We start from the raw sequence: 20,829 nt of genomic DNA on the forward strand, positions 1-20,829 counted from the left end.
AAAAAAAAGGATTATTTTTATGCAAAGTTACTAATAATTAACCACTTTCAAGTTAAAAAATGCCAAAAATTCATGTTTATTTTATGCCAGGAATGGCTGCAAGTTCAAGTATTTTTGAACGAATTCAGTTACCGACAGAAACTTTTGAAATGCATTTACTGGAATGGGTTTTACCAAAAGAAAATGAATCGTTAAATGAATACGCCAAGCGAATGGCAGAAAATATAAAGCATGAAAATATTATCCTGGTTGGTGTTTCTTTTGGTGGGATTTTGGTTCAGGAAATGAAACCATTTGTAAATACAAAAAAGGTAATTATCATTTCGAGTGTAAAATCAAATGTTGAAATGCCAAGACGAATGAAAATTGCAAAAACCACAAAAGCTTACAAACTTATACCAACCAAACTCGTTGAAAACATTGAGCTTTTAACCAAATTCACTTTTGGTTCATCCATTTTAAAACAAAGGCTAAAACTGTATGAAAAGTTTCTTTCCGTTCGTGACAAGATATATTTAGATTGGGCAATTGAGCAAATAATCAATTGGGACCGAACAGAAATTGACAATGAAATTATCCATATTCATGGAGAAGCTGATGAAGTTTTTCCGATAAAACATATCGGGAAAAGCATCAGTGTTAAAGGCGGAACACATATTATGATCATAACAAAATACCGCTGGCTTAATGAAAATTTACCTAAAATTATGTTAGATAGTAGGTAATGTTGTATTGATTTTTGTAGTTTTACCAATATAAATAAGAATATTATGAAAACGAATAAAGCCCTATTATCGACATTCGTAATAATTTTGATTTCCGGAATACTAGTATATGGGATATCAGGAGACAACAAAGAAAAATTATTACGTGAAGGCACTCCAATGTATTTTCCAACTGCTGTTGACTTTGCAGGTGAGACTACTCCACTACAAATAAGCGATGTTAAAGAGCGTTTAGACAGAGAATTACTTATAAATGCTAATCTTGATGCAACGACAGTTTTAATAATACGAAGAGCCAACAGAGTTTTCCCTATTATTGAACCAATCCTGCAAAAATATGGTGTGCCGGATGATTTTAAATATCTTGCCGTTATCGAAAGCGCACTGGTGAATGCCAGTTCTCCTTCGGGAGCTAAAGGTGTTTGGCAATTTATGCCGGATACAGCGAGAGAAAGAGGAATGGAAGTAAACGAACTTGTTGATGAGCGTTACCATTTAGAGAAATCTACCGAAGCGGCTTGTAAATATTTATTAGCTGCCAAAGAAAAATTTGGCTCATGGACAATGGCCGCTGCTTCATACAATGGCGGTATGAGTGGCTTAGGAAAAAAAATAGACGAACAGAAAGTTTCTAATTACTACGATTTAGGTTTGACAGAAGAAACTTCACGGTATGTGTTCCGAATTTTAGCACTTAAAGAAATCATGAAGCAACCAGAATTGTACGGATTTAGTATTTATCCAACCGATTTATACCCAACAATTCCAACAAAAAGCGTTGAAGTAGATAGTACAATTACCGACTTAACCGGATTTGCAATCTCTCAGGGAATTAATTACAAGGTTTTGAAAATCCATAATCCTTGGCTGAGAGATAAAAAATTATTGAATCCAAGTAAGAAGAAATACGAAATTAAAATTCCGTTATCTGGATATTAATTTAGATTAGTTAGACTTCTTAGATTAGAATCTAAAATAAAAACCGCTTTCATTTTTCTTGAAAGCGGTTTTTATTTCTAAGTTGTCTAAGTCAGTCTAAGAAGTCTCCTTAAATTTTCTTCATTTGCTCTTTCATCATCTTGATTTGATCATTCAGCATGTTTTGTTTGTCAAGCTTTTTAGCTTCGTTTAACAACGTTGTAGCTTCTAGTTTACGTCTTCTTGACATTGCAATCCCGGCTAAGTTTAATTTGGTAACAGCCATATCCATATCCATGCTCAAGCCTAATTCAACTGCTTTTTTAAAGAATTTCTCCGATTGGTGTAAATTCGTTTGCGACATCATCAATCCGTGAAGGTAATTGTAATATCCTTGTTGCTTTCTAACCAAAGCCGTTTCAGGATTTTTGATTTTATCCAGCCAAACTTTTGCACCTGCAAAGTCTTGTTTTCTCAATTTTAAAAAGGCCAAAAGGATAAATTCGTTTTTGTAATAAAGAAAAATAGGAATAGCCGTCAATAGAATTAAAAAAATTCCGTTTCCAACATTTCCTTCTGTAAACTGCCAAATGGCTGTTGCTACTAATAATGCAGCTATAATTAATTTGATAAATCTGTGAAACATGTGATATATTTTTTGTGGTTGCAAAGGTAATAAAATGAAATGAAAATATTTTTATAAAACTACTTGCCAGAAAAAAAAAGGTTTGTATATTTGCACTCGGTTTTAAAAGAGCCGTATACTATAGAAATTAATACAAGATTTTAAAGATACACAGCAATGAGCAAAAGAACGTTTCAACCATCGAAAAGAAAGAGAAGAAATAAACACGGATTTATGGACAGAATGGCTTCTGCTAATGGAAGAAAAGTCCTTGCGCGTCGTAGAGCAAAAGGAAGACATAAATTGACTGTATCTTCTGAACCAAGACACAAAAAATAATGATTAGCAATAATCAATATAGAGCCGTTACTTTTATTAGTAGCGGCTTTTTTTATACTATGTTCATAAATATTGATAATTTTCAGGAGCTATTTCCCGCTATCCGTTCCAATCTTTTTATTTTTAAAGAAAAATAAAAAGGATTTCCACTGCTATCGGGGCTAAAAAACAAAACCACAACCACAACACACAACAAGTACAGACAAGGCAATGCCTTGTCTCTAACAAAAACAACACACAAAAAATGCCCAAAGACAATTCAATTAAATCGGTTTTAATCATAGGTTCAGGCCCAATAGTAATCGGGCAGGCATGCGAATTTGATTATGCCGGTTCACAATCGGCTCGTTCTATCCGCGAAGAAGGAATTGAAGTTATTCTTATCAACTCCAATCCGGCAACGATTATGACAGATCCAAGTATGGCGGATCACGTTTACTTATTGCCATTAACAACCAAATCAATCATCCAGATCCTGAAAGAACATCCGCAAATCGATGCTGTTTTGCCAACCATGGGCGGACAAACAGCATTAAATTTATGCTTGGAAGCTGACGAAAAAGGAATTTGGGACGATTTTAATGTTCGATTAATTGGCGTAGATGTAAACGCAATCAATGTTACCGAAGACAGAGAACAATTCAAACAATTGTTAGAAAGAATCGGTGTGCCAACAGCACCAGCCAAAACCGCGACTTCATTCCTGCAGGGAAAAGAAATTGCACAGGAATTTGGTTTTCCATTAGTCATCCGACCATCGTTTACGCTTGGCGGAACCGGAGCAGCATTCGTACACAGCAAAGAAGAATTTGACGAAAAACTAAGTTATGGTTTAGAAATGTCACCAATCCACGAAGTCTTGATTGACAAAGCTTTGCTTGGTTGGAAAGAATATGAATTAGAATTACTCCGCGATAAAAATGACAACGTTGTAATCATCTGTTCTATCGAAAATATGGATCCAATGGGAATTCACACCGGAGATTCAATCACTGTTGCGCCAGCAATGACCTTATCGGACACCACTTTCCAGAAAATGCGTGATATGGCGATTCTGATGATGCGTTCTATCGGGAATTTTGCCGGAGGTTGCAACGTGCAATTCGCAGTTTCACCAGATGAAAAAGAAGACATCGTTGCGATTGAAATCAATCCAAGAGTTTCTCGTTCTTCTGCATTAGCATCAAAAGCAACTGGTTATCCAATTGCGAAGATTGCATCGAAATTAGCCTTAGGTTACCATTTGGATGAATTACAAAACCAAATCACAAAATCAACTTCAGCCTTATTCGAACCAACTTTGGATTATGTAATTGTGAAAATTCCACGCTGGAATTTTGACAAATTTGAAGGCGCTGACAGAACGTTAGGACTTCAAATGAAATCGGTTGGAGAAGTAATGGGAATTGGACGTTCGTTCCAGGAAGCACTGCACAAAGCGACACAATCTTTGGAAATCAAAAGAAACGGTTTAGGCGCTGACGGAAAAGGATATAAAGATTACGAACAAATAATAGAGAAACTAACGTTTGCAAGTTGGGACAGGGTTTTTGTGATTTATGATGCGATTGCGTTAGGAATTCCATTGAGCAGAATCCACGAAATCACTAAGATTGACATGTGGTTTTTGAAGCAATACGAAGAATTATACACAATAGAAAAAGAAATTTCAAAATACAATATCGCCAATCTTCCCAAAGAATTATTATTGGAAGCAAAGCAAAAAGGTTACGGCGACAGACAAATTGCGCACATGCTGAAATGTTTGGAAAGTCAGGTTTATAAGTTGCGTGATGATATGAATATCAAACGTGTTTACAAACTGGTTGACACTTGTGCGGCCGAATTTAAAGCATTAACACCATATTATTATTCGACATTTGAAGCTGAAATTGAAACAGCAACAGGCGAACGATATGTTCACAATGAAAGCATTGTTTCTGATAAAAAGAAAGTAGTCGTTTTGGGTTCTGGACCAAATAGGATTGGGCAGGGAATCGAGTTTGATTATTCTTGTGTTCACGGAGTTTTAGCAGCTAAAGAATGTGGTTACGAAACCATCATGATTAACTGCAATCCGGAAACGGTTTCCACTGATTTTGACACAGCGGATAAATTATACTTTGAGCCGGTATTTTGGGAACATATTTATGACATCATTCGTCATGAAAAACCTGAAGGCGTAATCGTTCAGCTTGGCGGACAAACAGCATTGAAACTAGCAGAAAAATTATCTAAATACGGAATCAAAATTCTTGGAACTTCATTTGATGCTTTAGATTTAGCCGAAGATAGAGGAAGATTTTCTGAATTGTTGACCGAATTAAAAATTCCATTTCCACAATTTGGAATTGCTGAAAATGCTGATGATGCATCGAAATTGGCTGATGTTTTAGACTTTCCATTACTAGTTCGTCCTTCTTATGTTTTGGGCGGACAAGGAATGAAGATTGTCATCAACAAACAGGAATTAGAAGAACATGTTATCGATTTGCTGAAAAACATTCCGGGAAATAAATTGCTTTTAGACCATTATTTAGACGGAGCAATTGAAGCCGAAGCCGATGCGATTTGTGATGGTGAAAATGTCTACATCATCGGAATTATGGAGCACATCGAGCCATGCGGAATTCATTCAGGCGATAGTAATGCAACCTTGCCACCGTTTAATTTGGGTGAATTCATAATGCAGCAAATTAAAGATCATACAAAGAAAATAGCATTGGCATTGAGAACAGTTGGATTAATCAACATACAATTTGCGATAAAAGACGATACCGTTTATATTATTGAAGCCAATCCAAGAGCTTCGAGAACGGTGCCTTTTATTGCGAAAGCTTATGGTGAACCTTATGTAAATTATGCCACGAAAGTGATGCTAGGGCAGAATAAAGTAACCGATTTTACATTTACTCCGAAGCTTAAAGGCTTTGCAATTAAGCAACCTGTTTTCTCTTTTTCTAAGTTTCAGAATGTGAATAAGGCACTTGGGCCGGAAATGAAATCAACAGGTGAAAGTATCTTGTTTATTGATGATTTGAAAGACGACCAGTTCTATGAATTGTATTCGAGAAGAAAAATGTACCTAAGCAAGTAGATTTTACGAATTATATAGTTAGCGCCCTTAATAATTTAAGGGCGTTTCTATTTTAAATCCGTTGAATAATAATGATTTATATTTTTTTGGCACAATAAATGAGGTGAGTTTGGATAACTAAAAGCCAAACTTTATGAAAAAAATCATTTCCCTTATTTTCCTTACCAGTCTAGTGCTGAACGCCTGTTCCTCAGATTCGGACTCTCCTTTTACACCAGAAAATGATGCATTGGTAAAAAGGATTACCGTAACAGATGATGGAACCTTTTATACAGATTTCTTTTATAATGGAAAGAAAATTGTTAAGCAAATTCCGCAATCGAGTAATCCCAAATATTACACCTACACAGATGACTTTATTACAAGGATTGACACCTACGATTCTGACGGGATGGAAATAGTAGGATTTGAAACTTTTACCTATGATACCAGCGGACGATTATTGGTGTATTTACAAAACGTTGAGCCCGACAATCCTGTAACTTTCGAACATAAAATTGACTTTACTTACAATACCGACAATACGGTTTCATGTCTATGGCACGGCGGTTTTTCAGGGATTTTTACTGATATATTGGGGGCAGCTGTCATTCACCTGACGGATAATGAAATAAGTAGTGTTGATATTACACCTTATTCGGATGGAACAGATCCTGGTGAGCCCTATACGGTACTATACAATTATGACAACAATAACAATCCGTTTAAGAATATAATCGGTTTCAGCCAACTCAATTTAGTCGATGCAGCAGAAGGAGAAAGCTATGGAGAGGTATTCGGTGTGGATCATAATATTTTGACAAACGGTTGGTTTACTGCTGACTCAAGTGGCACATCCTCAACAACAACTTATACCTACAATAGTTTGAGTTTCCCGGAAACTTCTGTAAAAATAATGGAAGGTGGGCCTTATCCGAGCACTACGACAACGTATATCTATTACTGATTTTCTAATAACCCACCAAAGAACTCCCAAATAAAAGCTTGAGAGTTTTTTGGTTTCGACCTTTGGATATTTTAAAGTATAAAATAAAGTTGTGAAAAATTGTTTCAAAAATAATTCCAACATAAAAAATTGACACAAAACAGCAAGTAAACTATTCCTCAGAGAAAGGTTTATTTTGATTTCAAGTGATTATTTTTTTTCCTCTTCCATCAAATCACTCAAGTGCAAACGCAATGCTGTCACCGAAATGCTGATTTCCCAAAAAGAAATTCCTAGCGAAACCAGCAAAGTTAATAGACTTCCGCCAAAAAGGTAAATACCCATGGTATGTTGTTCAAGAAATAGAGCTAACATCGCAAACACCGAAAGAAACAAACACAACACGCCAAAGAGCTGCATATAACGTATCAGCGAAAGCCTCAGGTTAAGATTTTTGATTTGGAGTAAAATGCTTTTGGTATGATTTTCATCATAATGTTTTTTCAAACTTCGCACGATTTGAGCAATGGTTAAAAACCGATTGGTATATGCTAACAATATCAAAGATGTTGCTGAGAAAAGTAAGGCCGGAGTTTCGATGTGGAGAGTCATTGTAAATTACGAATTGTGAATTACGAAGTTAATGGGATTAATTTATTTTAAAACATTGAAAATTTCAGTTGATTTCTTATAGCTCAATTGAATGGTGTCTGCTGTTTTGTTTTCAATAAAATCAGTCTCAATAGTTGTTATGTCAAAGGTTACGCTCGTGAGCCATCTGTTAGATACATTTGAAAAATCGGATTCAATTTCCTGAGTGTCTGAATTCAGCTTGATTTCCATGTTTTCTCCCAAAAAAGTCAATTCACAACCGTTCATTGTTTTCATATTGCTTTGACCAATGATTATAGCATTTAAAAACTTAAACCCTGCGAGTTCTTGGTATTCTATCCAAATTCCGCCGCTCTTTGAAGAAGCTATTTGAGTTCCTCTCGCAGCAATCATTTTATTTTCTGTAAAAGTATCTACATGATTTTTTTCAGAAACATCAACACCTCCTAATTTTGTAACAATAGCTTTTAGAATTTTAATCATAAGTTTTTATTAAAACTCAAATTTACAAAAAAACCTGCAAGCTTTCACTCACAGGTCTTTTATCTATTCTTTATATTCATTTTCTTATTTGATTAGCTCAAAACTTCTTTTCACAAAAGCAGTCAGCTCTTCACCTTTTAATAATCCCTGAGAGATTTTGGCTAAATCTAATGCTTGTTTTACCAAACCTTCCTGAGCTGATTTATCAGAAGTGTTTAATATCGTTGTTGCCAATTCTGAATTGGTGTTCACAACCAAATTGTACATTTCCGGGAAATTCCCCATTCCGAACATTCCGCCGCCACCAGTTTGGCTCATTTCTTTCATACGACGCATGAATTCAGGTTGCGTGATGATGAATGGCGCAGCTGTACTGTCCATTGCTTGTAACTGAACCGAGTAATTTGTTTTTGGCACAATTTCTTCTAACACCGTTTTCAATTGCGTAGACTCGTCTTCTGATAATTTAGAAATTTGAGTTTCTTCTTTTTGAATTAACTTATCGATATGATCTGAATCTACACGTACAAAACTCATGTTCTCATTGTCACTTTCCAGTTTTTGAATCAAATGTGATACGATTGGAGAATCCAACAATACCACTTCATATCCTTTTTCCTTAGCGATTTCAACGTAACTGTGTTGTGAATCTTTGTTAGAAGCATATAACACTACCAATTTCCCGTTTTTATCGGTTTGGTTTGCGGTAATCGCTTCTTTTAATTCTGCTAAAGTGTAATACTTGTCATCAACGGTTGGATACAAAATAAAATCAGCTGATTTCTCATAGAATTTTGGTTCCGAAAGCATTCCGTATTCCAATACAATTTTGATATCGTTCCATTTTAGCTCGAAATCTTCACGGTTTTCAGTGAATAATGATTTCAATTTATCAGCTACTTTACGTGTGATGTAATTCGAGATTTTTTTCACATTGCTATCTGCCTGCAAACCAGAACGCGAAACATTCAACGGAATATCCGGAGAATCAATCACACCTTTCAACATGCCTAAAAATTCAGGAACAATCCCTTCGACATTATCGGTAACAAAAACCTGGTTTTGATACATTTGGATTTTGTCCTTTTGCATTTGCAAATCGCCGGACATTTTTGGGAAATATAAAATCCCTGTCAAGTTGAACGGATAATCCACATTCAAATGAATATTGAATAATGGATCTTCAAATTGCATTGGATACAATTCGCGATAGAAATCTTTATAATCTTCGTCAGTCAAATCAACCGGTTGCTTTGTCCAGGCCGGATTTGGATTGTTGATGATGTTATCGACTTCCACTTCAGTGAAAATATTGTCTTTGTCTGCTTCGGCAACAGATTCTCCTTTTTTCTGTTCGATTTTTTCTTTACGGGTTCCAAACTTAATTGGAATCGGCATGAACTTGTTGTACTTCGTCAACAATTCACGGATTTTAAATTCTTCCAAAAATTCTAAAGAATCTTCAGCAATATGAAGGATGATTTCGGTTCCTCTTTCGGTTTTGTCAGATGGCTCCAAAGTAAATTCCGGACTTCCATCACATGTCCAGTGCGCAGCTGGTTCGTCTTTGTATGATTTGGTGATAATCTCTACTTTGGAAGCTACCATAAATGCTGAATAAAAACCAAGTCCAAAATGACCAATAATTCCTGAGTCTTTGGCTGAATCTTTATATTTTTCCAGAAACTCTTCAGCACCTGAAAAAGCAATTTGGTTAATGTATTTTTCTACTTCTTCAGCAGTCATTCCCAATCCTTGATCGATGAGGTGCAGTTTTTTGCCTTCTTTGTCGATTTTTACCTCGATAATTGGATTGCCATATTCTACTTTGGCTTCACCAATGCTTGTTAGATGTTTTAATTTTAACGTTGCATCGGTGGCATTCGATACTAATTCACGCAAGAAAATTTCGTGGTCATTGTATAAAAACTTCTTTATCAGCGGAAAGATGTTCTCTACGGATACATTGATTTTTCCTGTTGTCATATTTATATTTTTTAGATTAAACGATTTTGAATTCTGACTAGTCAAAACTGAGACCAATTGCAACGCTTATGACAAATTGACGCAATAAGAATTTTACATTAATTCTGAAACAATTCTGCGATATAATGTAAAGTCAAATGTTAAAATCGTAGTATATTTGTACTAACTAATTTATAAAACTCAAATACGCATGAAAAAATTTATTTTATTTATTGCATTGTCAGTTTTGATTATATCATGTAAATCAAAATCGGCCACCGACACTAAGTTGGATTCTAAAACACAGGTAGCGATGAAAGGAAACTGGACCGTTACATCTGTGACTTATCCTAATTCGAGTGTGTTTAAAGTTAATTCTTTTGAATTGGCAGATTCACAATGTTTTGTTGGTAGTAAATGGAAATTCGTTTCTAACAACAACAAAGGTAATTTCTCGCTGAACAGCCCAAAATGTACAGCTTATAGTACGCCAATTACTTGGTTTGTCAATAAAGACGGGCAATTTGTTATGAAAGTTTTAGATGAATCTAAAGCAAGAAAAGTAAAAGACGGTTACGTTCTGAAAGTTGCCAATATAACAGATAATTCTTTTCAGCTTGTTGACCAAATTGATGTTGCCGGAAAAGCAACCGATGTAGTATACCAATTCAATAGAAATTAAATTTAACCATTATGAAAAATATAAAAACAGTTGCTTTAGCAAGTCTTTTCCTTTTAGGAAGTCTGTTCACAGGTTGTGATGCAGTAAAAAATTCAAATAAAACACAACGTGGAGCAGTAATTGGTGCTGCAGGAGGTGCCGTTATCGGTGGGGTTTTAGGTAATAATATTGGCAAAGGTGGAAATGGAGCACTTGGTGCTGTTCTTGGCGGAGTTATCGGTGGAGTTGCCGGTGGCGTAATTGGTAATAAAATGGATAAGCAAGCCCGTGAAATTGAGACCTCTGTACCTGGTGCAAAAGTTGAAAGAGTAGGAGAAGGGATAAAATTGACACTTGGAGAAAACGCTGTTCGTTTTGATACGGACAAGTCTTCATTGACTACTACAGCAAAAGCTAATTTGGATAAATTAGTTTCAGTATTCGGTCAATATCCAGATACTGATATCCAGATTTATGGATATACTGATAGCACAGGTACTGTGGCGCATAACTTAACATTATCAGAACAAAGAGCTGCTTCTGTTAAAAGTTATTTAAGTGGAAAAGGTATAAGTTCTTCACGTTTTAAAACTACAGGTTTAGGAATTGCTGACCCAATTGCATCAAATGATACTGCAGATGGAAGAAGTCAAAACCGTCGTGTAGAGTTTGCTATTACGGCTAACGAAAAAATGGTTCAGGATGCTCAAAAAGAAGCAGGAAAATAATCCTGTACTTTTAACATATTTAAGAGCGTCCATGTAAATGGGCGCTTTTTTTTGAAGAAAATTTAACAAAACTTTCTGTTTGATAATTTTTATAAACGGTTAAACAGCAGTAACTTTACATATACAAAGATGGCTATAAGAAATAGAGGTAAAAAGGTAAAAACCATCCGAGAAATTTAGGAATGTGGTTAAGTAAACCGAGCCCGTTTTCTCTGAAGGTTTTAGTCAAAGTTCTCGAATGTTAGAAGTCATTTAAAAATAAATATATTTCTTAATTGAAATAGATTTGTTATTGGTTAGGTTGGTAAGAGCGATTCTCAGTAATATGAGTTTCGCTCTTATTTTTTAGAATTATATAAACTATATTTTTTATTTCATTTTAGATTGCTCAATTTTGTATCTCAGGTAAAGTCATGCTAAAAATCGAAAACATTTCATTTTCCTATCAGGAAAAGCCAATCATAAATACTATTTCTTTCGAATTAAAAAAAGGAAGAAATATGGCTGTAATTGGCGAAAGCGGTTGCGGAAAAAGTACCTTACTCAAACTTATTTATGGATTATATGACTTAGATGAAGGGCAACTATTCTGGGATAACATTGAAATTTTGGGACCAAAATACAATCTAATTCCAGGAATGGATTTTATGAAATATCTGGCACAGGATTTTGATTTGATGCCATATATTACCGTTGCCGAAAATGTTGGAAAATACCTTTCAAACTTTTACCCGGAACAAAAAAATGAGCGCATTGCTGAATTATTGGAAATAGTTGAAATGACGGATTATGCCAATATAAAAGCAAAAAACTTAAGCGGCGGACAAATGCAGCGTGTTGCATTGGCAAGAGTTTTGGCACTTGAGCCTGAAGTTTTATTGTTGGATGAACCTTTTAGCCATATAGATAATTTTAGAAAGAACAGCTTACGCAGAAAACTCTTTGGCTATCTGAAAGAAAAACAAATCACAACCATTTTTGCTACACATGACAGTTCGGATGTGCTTTCATTTTCGGATGATGTTTTGGTGTTGAAAGATGGAAAAATCATTGAAGAAGGAAGTCCAAAAAATATCTACGATAATCCCAAAAGCAAATATATAGCTTCTCTTTTCGGTGATGTAAACGAAATAGAAATTGATGGAAAAACAGAACTGATTTATCCAAACCAATTGAGAATTGCTGAAAAATCAAAGCTAAAAGCCGTCGTGACAAATGCTTATTTTCTAGGAAACCATTATCTCATCGAAGCTAAGCATAAAAACAAAACTGTATTTTTTGAAAGTGAAAATGAAGTTTCCATTGGTTCTGAAATTCACTTAGAAAAGAAATCCTAAAATCAGTTGCCGCAATTTTTTAAATCTGAAATAAAATTGTTCCTTTTTAAAAATGTTTAACTTAGCCTTTCGCATATTGATAATTTAATAAACATACGTATGTACCAATCCAAAATATCAGGTTTAGGATTTTATGTTCCCGATAATGTAGTTACCAATGATGATTTATCAAAAATAATAGATACAAATGATGAATGGATTCAGGAACGAACCGGAATTCAGGAAAGAAGGCATATTGTTCGGGGTCAGGATACGACTACATCAATGGGCGTGAAAGCCGCTAAAATTGCCATTGAGCGTTCTGGTCTTTCTAATGATGACATCGATTTTATAGTCTTTGCGACTATTTCACCCGATTATTATTTTCCAGGACCAGGTGTTGCTTTGCAAAAAGAATTGGGCTTGAAAACTGTAGGCGCATTGGATGTCCGCAATCAATGTTCGGGTTTTATATATGCGCTTTCTGTTGCAGATCAATTTATCAAAACCGGAATGTATAAAAACATTTTGGTGGTAGCTTCCGAAGTGCAATCGTTAGGATTAGACATGTCAACACGTGGCCGTAGTGTCTCGGTAATTTTTGGAGATGGAGCAGGAGCAGCGCTTTTGACAAGAAGCGATGATGACAGCGGAATCCTTTCCACACATTTGCATTCAGAAGGTGAACACGCCAAAGAATTAGCCGTTTTAGCGCCAGGAATGGGCGGAAGATGGATAACAGATATTTTGGCAGAAAACAATCCGGATGATGAGAGTTATTTTCCTTATATGAACGGGCAATTTGTTTTCAAACATGCAGTAGTTCGTTTTAGCGAAGTAATTAACGAAGGTTTACAAGCCAATAATTTGCAGGTTTCTGATATTGATATGTTGATTCCACATCAGGCGAATTTGAGAATTTCACAGTTTATTCAAAAGAAATTTGGTTTGAGCGATGATCAGGTTTTTAATAACATTCAGAAATACGGAAATACAACGGCCGCTTCTATTCCAATTGCTTTGACAGAAGCCTGGGAGCAAGGAAAAATAAAGAAAGGCGATACTGTTGTCTTAGCCGCTTTTGGCAGTGGATTTACCTGGGCAAGTGCTATCATTAAATGGTAAAAGCTTAAACTTCAAAATAGAAAAAGCCATCTTTGCACAGACGGCTTTTTCAATAACAACTAACTCAAATTCAATAAAATCTACATCATTCCACCACTACCTTGGGTTTCGTTTTTATCACGCTGTTTTCTTTGCAGCGCAGCATTTTTGCCACCACCAAAGCGGTAATTAAATCCTAAATAAACGCTTCTGCTTTCCCAGTAAAATGCGCCTTCCTGATTATAAGGCAATGTTCCGTCAAAGCTGAAATTCATCGTGTTAAAAATGTCACTTGCTCTGGCGCTGATAGTTCCTTTTCCTTTCAACACATTGTAACTCGCTCCGATATCTGTTTTGTACATGCTTTTTCTTAAAAACTGTAGTCCTTGTTCTTGTCCACGATACATTCCGAAAAGTTGAAAACGCAGGTTTTTGGTAGCTTTGAAAGTATTATTAATCCTTCCATTGAAAACAGAAACATTTTTTTCAACGAATTGAGAAGTTACCGTTCCTCTTATTTTTTTGAAGTAAATATCGGTTCCAACATTCGCACTCCACCATTTGGTAAAATCTAAATTTGCTGAAATTTCAGCTCCATACGAATTATTATCTTTGAAGTTGGCATAAGACAAAATATTTCTGTTGCTGTCATTTGGATCAATCTCTACCAAACGCGTGATTTCATGAGTAATCATTCGGTAAAACACCACACTTGAGATAGAACCAATTTTTGTTTTTCTAGTGTAATTCAATTCAAATGAATTGGTAAACTGTGGTTTTAAATAGGGATTTCCAACCGAAGTAACTGTCGGTGTGCTCCATTCTCTGATTGGATTTACCTGTCCGATGCTTGGTCTGTCAACTCTTCGCGAATAATTGAAATTAAAGCTATTATTATCTGAAAGTTTATAAGACAAATAACCACTTGGATAAACAGTGTTTATTTTATCATCAAAAGTACCTGTGATGATTTCGGTAGTGTTTCCGTTTCCATTGCTATCTTCAGAATCAACCGCATTAAACTTAGCTTCAGCAGTATAATTTTCAAAACGCGCACCTACCTGGTAACCCCATTTTGTCCACTGTTTGCCATAAGTTGCATAAGCTGAATGTATTGTTCTTTTATAATGAAAATCAGAATTATAAGCTAAGTCTTTGTCGAAATCATTATTGGTGTCTTCTATTCGGGTTTCTAAACCTGTTTCTAATTTGGCGTCTTTTCCCAACGGATTGGTATAATCTAAATTAATTTTGGTATTGTTGTTTAGACTGCTAATATCATTTAAATAGTTAATATCACTAGTATTTGTCAAAGTTTCAAACCTTGAATGTTCAGTGCCTTTATTTCGGTTGTAATTGGCTTCTAATTCAATGTTTTCACCTTCTTTTTTGAATTTATGCTTAAAATCTAAATTGTAAGTTCCTGACGGATTTTTGTTATGGCTATTGTTTGTTTGAACAATATCAGAAATAGCATTTGATTGATAATCCACCATCGTAGTACTATTTCCACTTGATAGATAAAGATTTTGATTGGTATAAACAGATAGGGTATTAAAGTCATTCAAATAATAATCGATACCGATTTTATACAAATGGGAAATATTTTTATTGTTAAAATTAAAATCGACTGTTTTTTCAGCACCCGGTTGATGACTATTTACAAAACCATGATTATGTTGAAGACCATGATTGAATCCGTAATTGCCGTAAAAATTGAATTTTCCAACCTTGTAATTCATATCAAATGAGGAATTCACCTTTGGAGTTTTGGCAAATGTTACGCCGTTATTGATACTTCCATTAAACCCTTGGCTAGCATTTTTGTGTAAAACGATATTGATAATTCCGCTCATTCCTTCCGGGTTATATTTTGCTGACGGATTTGTAATCAATTCAATTTGCTTTATAGATGCTGATGGAATTTGTTTTAGCAATTGCGCAGGATCAATGTTTGTTGGCTTTCCGTCAATTAAAACTCTTACATTTTCATTTCCTCTTAAGCTTATAGCGTTGGTTTGTGCATCAACACTAACAGATGGAATGTTGTTTAAAATTTCTCCGGCAGTTGCACCAGCTGAGATTAAATCTTTACCAACATTTATAATTTTTCTGTCAATTTTTTGTTCGTAAGTAGATTTTTCTTTGACAATTTCTACACCTTCCAGTTGCACAGCATCTTCTGCTAATGAAATGGTATTTAGATTAACATTTTTGGTAGCATCATTTAAATCTACAGTAATGATTTGTTTTTTGTAACCCATAAATTGAAATTCAACAACATATTCTTTTAGTTCCAAATTTTTAATGCTGAAACTTCCATTTTCTTGTGTAATTCCTCCAGTTACAATTTTCCCTTCCAGTTTAACACTAACATTAACGTAGGCGAGAGGTTGTTTTGTGGTATTGTCAATTACTTTTCCTGAAATGCTTCCTAATGCGAATGGTGTTTTAGCTGAGGTTTGCGCTTGCAGAAAAGAAATGGTACTAAAAAAGCTAATTAGTAAAATTTTTAACTTCATGATATTTTGATGGTTTTTGTTTTTGATGTATAAGTAGACTTTAAAAGCTTTATTTTGTTACAAGTTTTAACAAAAATAACTCCTGATATTCTCAGGAGTTTTTGCAAACATATTTATTATGTTAGTTATCGTTTCATTGCGAAATGGGCTCTGAATTCCTGAGCAACTTGATTTTCATCAGTATACGAAACGCTAAACCAATAATCATCTGCAGGCATCAAATGGCCATTATACGTTCCGTCCCAACCCATATTGTTTGGTTTTATTTGTGTAAGCATTTTTCCAAAACGGTCATAAATTGCAATACTTGCACTTGGTTGACCTGATAAATCTTTAATGTTCCAGGAATCGTTATATCCGTCACCATTTGGTGTGAAATATTTAGGATAGTTTACAACTAAAGCCTGAATACTCACGCTTCCGCAACCATATTTATCTCTGACAGTTACAATATGAATTCCAGACATAACATGTTCAAAAACATTGCTGTCCTGAAACGGACCATTATCTAATTGATATTCAAAATTATTTCCCTGGCCAGTTGCCGTTACCGTAATTGATTGATTATCTGCAAAATCTTCACTCACTTCATAGGTTACTATAGCAGGCTCAGAAGGTGTAACAGTGACACTAACCGGTGCAGAAACACAACCCGTAGCGTTAGTTGTAGCTACTAAAGTAAATACTCCAGGTACAGTTGCCTGATAATTGCTTGATGTTCCCACAGTTGTCCCAGCTTCATTTCTCCAAACAAAAGAGTCTAAGGAAGAACTTAATCCACTATGCATAGTATAAGCATTTAAGAGTAATCCGGTTTCACTGTCTATACAAATTATTCCATCAACTGGTTTTGGTTCCGGAAGTTTATTCACAATGATTGTTATCGCTCTAACATCATAACAATTTGGTGCTAATGAATTACTAACTCTGGCATAAATGACATTTTGAGTCGATGATGTTACAGGGCTTGTTGCAGTGGTCGCATTTGCCATACTTTCATAATAAGTAACACTAAATTCACCACCTGTTTGAGTTCCCAAAATTGTGGCTGATAAGGTTGACAAATTAAAATTAACTATTCCGTCATTAGTACCATCCAAATCACATGTAGTTCTCATACCTGCAGGAACCGGATTTGCAACAGGCGTATCAATAATCGTTACTGTAAAAAAGCTTTCATCACTACACTTAGGAAGAAATGCTGATGAACCATAAATATAAACAGTCATTGATGTATTAATAACTGCACCAGAAGACAGCATTGTTCCTGTCCCAGCTGGGCCAGTGAAAAATCGGCCAGCAGTTAATGTTGGTAAAGTATAGTTTTCACAAGTAGTAACATTTGGCAAATCATCTACATTATATATGGTAACTGTAAAACGTCTTTCATTTGAACAATCAGGCGAAGTTGCAGTATGCGCATAGATATATAGTGATTGCGTCGAAGTCAAAACATCACCTGCATGCATCAAAGTTCCGGATGCATTTATACCCGTATAATAATCACCAATAGTCAATGCAGGCAAAGTATAAGAGTTACAAGCTGTGGCATTTGCAACAACAGGAATTGTTGGAGTATTATTGATCGTTACTGTAAATGAACTTTCATCAAGACAAGAAAAAGCAGTTCTTATTAATGATTCTTTGAATATATATATTGTCTGATTTGTGGTAATTACAGTACCGGCTAAAATTTCTGTTCCAGTTCCTGTTGATCCGCCTGTCGCAGTATAATAATGGTTGTTGGCTGTTAGAACTGGTAAAGTATAGCTATCACAAGCAGAAATATTTGGTGATGAATCAGCTGTTGTCGAAAATATATTTATCTGAAAACTATTTTGAATACTACAGGCTGGTGTTGTACTTGAAATGGCATAAATATAAATTAACTGAGATGTCGATATAACAGTATTTGGTGCAATCTGTGTTCCGGTTGCATTTGGACCTGTATAATAATCACCCACGGTTAAAGCTGTTAAAACATATTGGTCACAAATATCAATATCTGAACGGGAATCAATAGCCGGTAATGGATTAATCGTAACAGTAAAACTATTTTGATTAAAACAATTTGTATCTAATCTTTTGAAGATATATATAGTTTGTGTTGTAAGGATAACATCTCCAGGGAAAAGCATTGTTCCTGTTCCTTCAACATCAGTAAAATATTCCCCATTTGTTAATGCTGGTAATGTATAAGTTTCGCAAACACTAACATCAGCTATAACATCTATTTGCGGTTGAGCAAAAGTTAAAGTAAAATATAAATTGTCAGTACAATTGCTTGATCCACTTGCTGTTTGTGCATATATATAGATGATTGAATTATCATTTATTTCAGTTCCTGCAGGAATTAGAGTTCCAGTTCCGGCTGGGCCAGTATAATAGTTTCCTATAGGAAGCGCAGGCAAAGTATATCCGTTACATTGAGAGATATTTGGCGGTTGCGACATCCCAATAAAAACATCAAAAATATCTTCATCACTACATGGTGTTGTACCAGTTGTAGCTGCATATACATACACAGTTTGGCTTGTAGTAATACTAGTTCCTACTGCTAATTGAGCTCCAGTGCCACCAGGTCCGGTGAAATAGTTGCCTAAAGACAAAGCTGGCAATGAATAAGAAGTGCATTCAAAAATATCAGGTCTGGTTCCAACTTCAATATTCGGAACAATTGAAACACTGAAACTAGAATCTACAACGCAGATTGGAAGTGTTGTCGTAGTAAAATAATAGTAAACAGTCTGCGAAGCAGATATTACTGTTCCGAAAGGAATTTGTGTACCGGTTCCTCCAGGTGCTGTATAATATTTACCATATAATTGTGAAGGCAAAATATAATCCCCGCAGCTTGTTACATCTGGAGGTGTTAAACTACTTTCATCAACAATCGTAACTTTAAAAGAGCTATTTGCTCCACAAGTGCCTGGTCCATCAGGCTGATTGAATATGTATACGGTTAGGCTTTGTGTAATTGAAGTACCAGCAAATAAAGGCAATCCATTTCCATTTGGGCTTGTGAAATAATCTCCGTTAGTTAAAGGTTGTAAAACATAACTTGAACAAACAATAACATCTTCCAGGTCATCAACAACAGGAATAGGATTAATTATAAGATTAAAACTCGTAATGCTAAAGCAGGAAGGATCACTTACATTTTGTACTCTAACATATATAGTTTCACCAAAAGATTGAAATGAGTTGGTTCCACTTATAGGATTTGTTCCGGTATTCGCATTAGTAAGTGAAGTGTAATAAGTAACAATATTTATAGCCGGAGATTGACCGCTTAAAATTGTTGAGGTTTGTTGTCCTAAATTAAATCGGGCTCTATTTACAAATTGGCTAACTGCACATGATTCTAAATCTGGTACCGCATTAGCAACAGGTCCAGGTGAAACAAGCAACTGAAAAGATTTAACGATAAAACAAGTGCTATTTGGCAATTGAATTCTAACATAAATCGTTTGTCCACTTGGGCTATTATAAACTAAAGGAAGTGGGCTAATATTATTATCAGCATCATTTTGAGAAATATGGTAAGTAATACTAGTCAGCGGATCTAATCCATTTCTTAATACTGGCGTATTCAAATCTAAATTGTAAGCATAAGAAGCAGCGCCAGAATCACATTTATAGATGTTATTCGGATTTGGAGATGTTATTTGAGGATTATACTCTATTATAACTGAATCAACAACCGGCAGACATGAACTGAAAGTATTGACATAGGTAACTTCATAAGTCCCGGCTCCACTCACACTCAAACTTGGACCAGTTTCTCCAGTCATAACCACACCGTCTTTTCTCCAAACAAATGAATAAAGAGAAGGATCTAACCCTGTATCAAGCGTATGATTTGTACCATAACATAAGGCATTGCCACCAGCTATCGTTAAATCTAATCCCAATACATCCTGACCAACATTAAAACTGTTTGAAGAAAGAAAAATAGCTGAATCTGACTGTGGGTCAGATCTATCTGCAATTACTAATTTAATATGATAAGGAACACCAGCTGTTAATACAGATGCCGCAGTTAGGACTCTGGTTTGTCCATTAAAATTTGTAGCTGAATTTGCTGCTCCGGAACCACCATTAAAGCTACCAAAGTAGTTGGCATTTACAGATGGACAGGAAGAATTATATAAAAAATCTCTAATTGTTACTACCGATATAGGTGTAGTTGTACTAGGCACAACAGCCAAATTAGTAGTAACACCAGTCGACACATTAGTTAATAAAAAGGCAAAAGCATCAGAATATAAACATTGGAAATTTCCATATTCTTCAGAAGCAAAAATAAAATCAAAGCTGAAGTTCGGAGAAATTGGTGTAAAATCAAATTCTAAAACCGAAGCATTTTTTGATGCCATTGTGATTCCTGCTGCCGCCAATGTTGCTTCTAAATTTGCATCACCAGGCCAGGTTGCAGCGCCATCATTTAATATGGAAGTATTTGGTCCGGGAGCATTTAATGCGTTTCCGGTACTTAATACAACACCACTTTCCATTGGAAAACCTGGATTTGTGTTTTGAAAAAAACCAATTCCATTCGAAGAACCAAAGTTGGTTCCTGTGCTCCACGTCACATTGGTAGCATTGACGCATGGCGAATTAATTAACACATTGTTTACCAATTGTGGTACTGTGTAGCTCGTTGTACTTACAGAAATTGGCTGTGAAAAACCAATCGTAGTAAGCATGATTGAGGTTAAGAGTAATAACTTTTTCATAATCTGGGGATTTTGACAAGACAAATATTGATATAAATATCGTTTAAATGCAAATAATATCGATAAAAAG

15 protein-coding genes are annotated in these 20,829 nt (G+C 35.2%); 9 read left to right on the plus strand and 6 right to left on the minus strand.

All coding sequences use genetic code 11. The features are described from left to right. Positions 1-59: 59 nt before the first annotated feature. Both ABIQ27_RS04230 and ABIQ27_RS04235 read left to right on the plus strand, forming a co-directional pair. Entirely contained in the window at positions 60-725 is a 666-nt protein-coding gene (locus tag ABIQ27_RS04230; RefSeq protein ID WP_348032348.1) for an alpha/beta hydrolase, read from the plus strand. A gap of 45 nt (positions 726-770) precedes the next feature. Next, positions 771-1,664 carry a lytic transglycosylase domain-containing protein gene (locus tag ABIQ27_RS04235; RefSeq protein ID WP_348032350.1) on the plus strand — a complete coding sequence of 298 codons (894 nt, stop codon included), beginning with the start codon at positions 771-773 and terminating at the stop codon, positions 1,662-1,664. Positions 1,665-1,773: 109 nt separating this feature from the next. Here the strand turns inward: ABIQ27_RS04235 and ABIQ27_RS04240 are convergent, their stop codons facing one another. Continuing rightward, the gene (locus ABIQ27_RS04240; protein ID WP_348032351.1) at positions 1,774-2,289 is read right to left on the minus strand and encodes a DUF2892 domain-containing protein; all 516 of its coding nucleotides are present in this window, start codon (positions 2,287-2,289) and stop codon (positions 1,774-1,776) included. Positions 2,290-2,445: 156 nt separating this feature from the next. Between ABIQ27_RS04240 and rpmH the strand changes: the two genes are divergently transcribed. The 3 genes from rpmH (at position 2,446) to ABIQ27_RS04255 (ending at position 6,650) form a co-directional block, all read left to right on the plus strand. Beyond that, entirely contained in the window at positions 2,446-2,607 is a 162-nt protein-coding gene (gene rpmH / locus ABIQ27_RS04245) for a 50S ribosomal protein L34 (protein WP_008464848.1), read from the plus strand. Positions 2,608-2,851: 244 nt separating this feature from the next. Further along, the gene (carB, locus tag ABIQ27_RS04250; RefSeq protein WP_348032355.1) at positions 2,852-5,704 is read left to right on the plus strand and encodes a carbamoyl-phosphate synthase large subunit; all 2,853 of its coding nucleotides are present in this window, start codon (positions 2,852-2,854) and stop codon (positions 5,702-5,704) included. A gap of 133 nt (positions 5,705-5,837) precedes the next feature. Further along, positions 5,838-6,650, plus strand: coding sequence for a hypothetical protein (locus tag ABIQ27_RS04255; RefSeq protein WP_348032357.1), 813 nt, complete (start codon positions 5,838-5,840; stop codon positions 6,648-6,650). 189 nt (positions 6,651-6,839) lie between these two features. On the opposite strand, the gene ABIQ27_RS04260 is transcribed toward ABIQ27_RS04255, so the two are convergent. The 3 genes from ABIQ27_RS04260 to htpG all read right to left on the minus strand — a co-directional run bounded on the left by ABIQ27_RS04260 (position 6,840) and on the right by htpG (position 9,710). After that, on the minus strand, positions 6,840-7,241 hold the full coding sequence (locus tag ABIQ27_RS04260; RefSeq protein ID WP_348032358.1) for a DUF2721 domain-containing protein: 402 nt from the start codon (positions 7,239-7,241) through the stop codon (positions 6,840-6,842). Between the two features lie 42 nt (positions 7,242-7,283). Next, positions 7,284-7,724, minus strand: coding sequence for a hypothetical protein (locus tag ABIQ27_RS04265; RefSeq protein ID WP_348032359.1), 441 nt, complete (start codon positions 7,722-7,724; stop codon positions 7,284-7,286). 84 nt (positions 7,725-7,808) lie between these two features. Next, positions 7,809-9,710: a molecular chaperone HtpG gene (gene htpG / locus ABIQ27_RS04270; protein ID WP_348032360.1), complete on the minus strand. Its 1,902-nt coding sequence runs from the start codon at positions 9,708-9,710 to the stop codon at positions 7,809-7,811. 190 nt (positions 9,711-9,900) lie between these two features. On the opposite strand from htpG, the gene ABIQ27_RS04275 reads away from it, so the two are divergent. From ABIQ27_RS04275 to ABIQ27_RS04290, 4 genes are all read left to right on the plus strand, one after another. Beyond that, positions 9,901-10,371, plus strand: coding sequence for a lipocalin family protein (locus ABIQ27_RS04275; protein WP_348032362.1), 471 nt, complete (start codon positions 9,901-9,903; stop codon positions 10,369-10,371). A gap of 11 nt (positions 10,372-10,382) precedes the next feature. Further along, positions 10,383-11,078: an OmpA family protein gene (locus ABIQ27_RS04280; protein ID WP_348032364.1), complete on the plus strand. Its 696-nt coding sequence runs from the start codon at positions 10,383-10,385 to the stop codon at positions 11,076-11,078. 413 nt (positions 11,079-11,491) lie between these two features. After that, complete coding sequence (locus ABIQ27_RS04285) at positions 11,492-12,415, plus strand: ABC transporter ATP-binding protein (RefSeq protein WP_348032366.1); 924 nt, start codon at positions 11,492-11,494, stop codon at positions 12,413-12,415. A 99-nt stretch (positions 12,416-12,514) separates the two neighbouring features. Continuing rightward, entirely contained in the window at positions 12,515-13,519 is a 1,005-nt protein-coding gene (locus tag ABIQ27_RS04290; protein WP_348032367.1) for a beta-ketoacyl-ACP synthase III, read from the plus strand. Between the two features lie 80 nt (positions 13,520-13,599). Here the strand turns inward: ABIQ27_RS04290 and ABIQ27_RS04295 are convergent, their stop codons facing one another. Further along, complete coding sequence (locus ABIQ27_RS04295; protein ID WP_348032369.1) at positions 13,600-16,020, minus strand: outer membrane beta-barrel family protein; 2,421 nt, start codon at positions 16,018-16,020, stop codon at positions 13,600-13,602. A 125-nt stretch (positions 16,021-16,145) separates the two neighbouring features. Beyond that, on the minus strand, positions 16,146-20,759 hold the full coding sequence (locus ABIQ27_RS04300; RefSeq protein WP_348032370.1) for a choice-of-anchor L domain-containing protein: 4,614 nt from the start codon (positions 20,757-20,759) through the stop codon (positions 16,146-16,148). Positions 20,760-20,829: the final 70 nt, after the last annotated feature.

Origin of the sequence: Flavobacterium sp. (assembly GCF_039916025.1) — a bacterium.
Lineage (GTDB): Bacteria > Bacteroidota > Bacteroidia > Flavobacteriales > Flavobacteriaceae > Flavobacterium.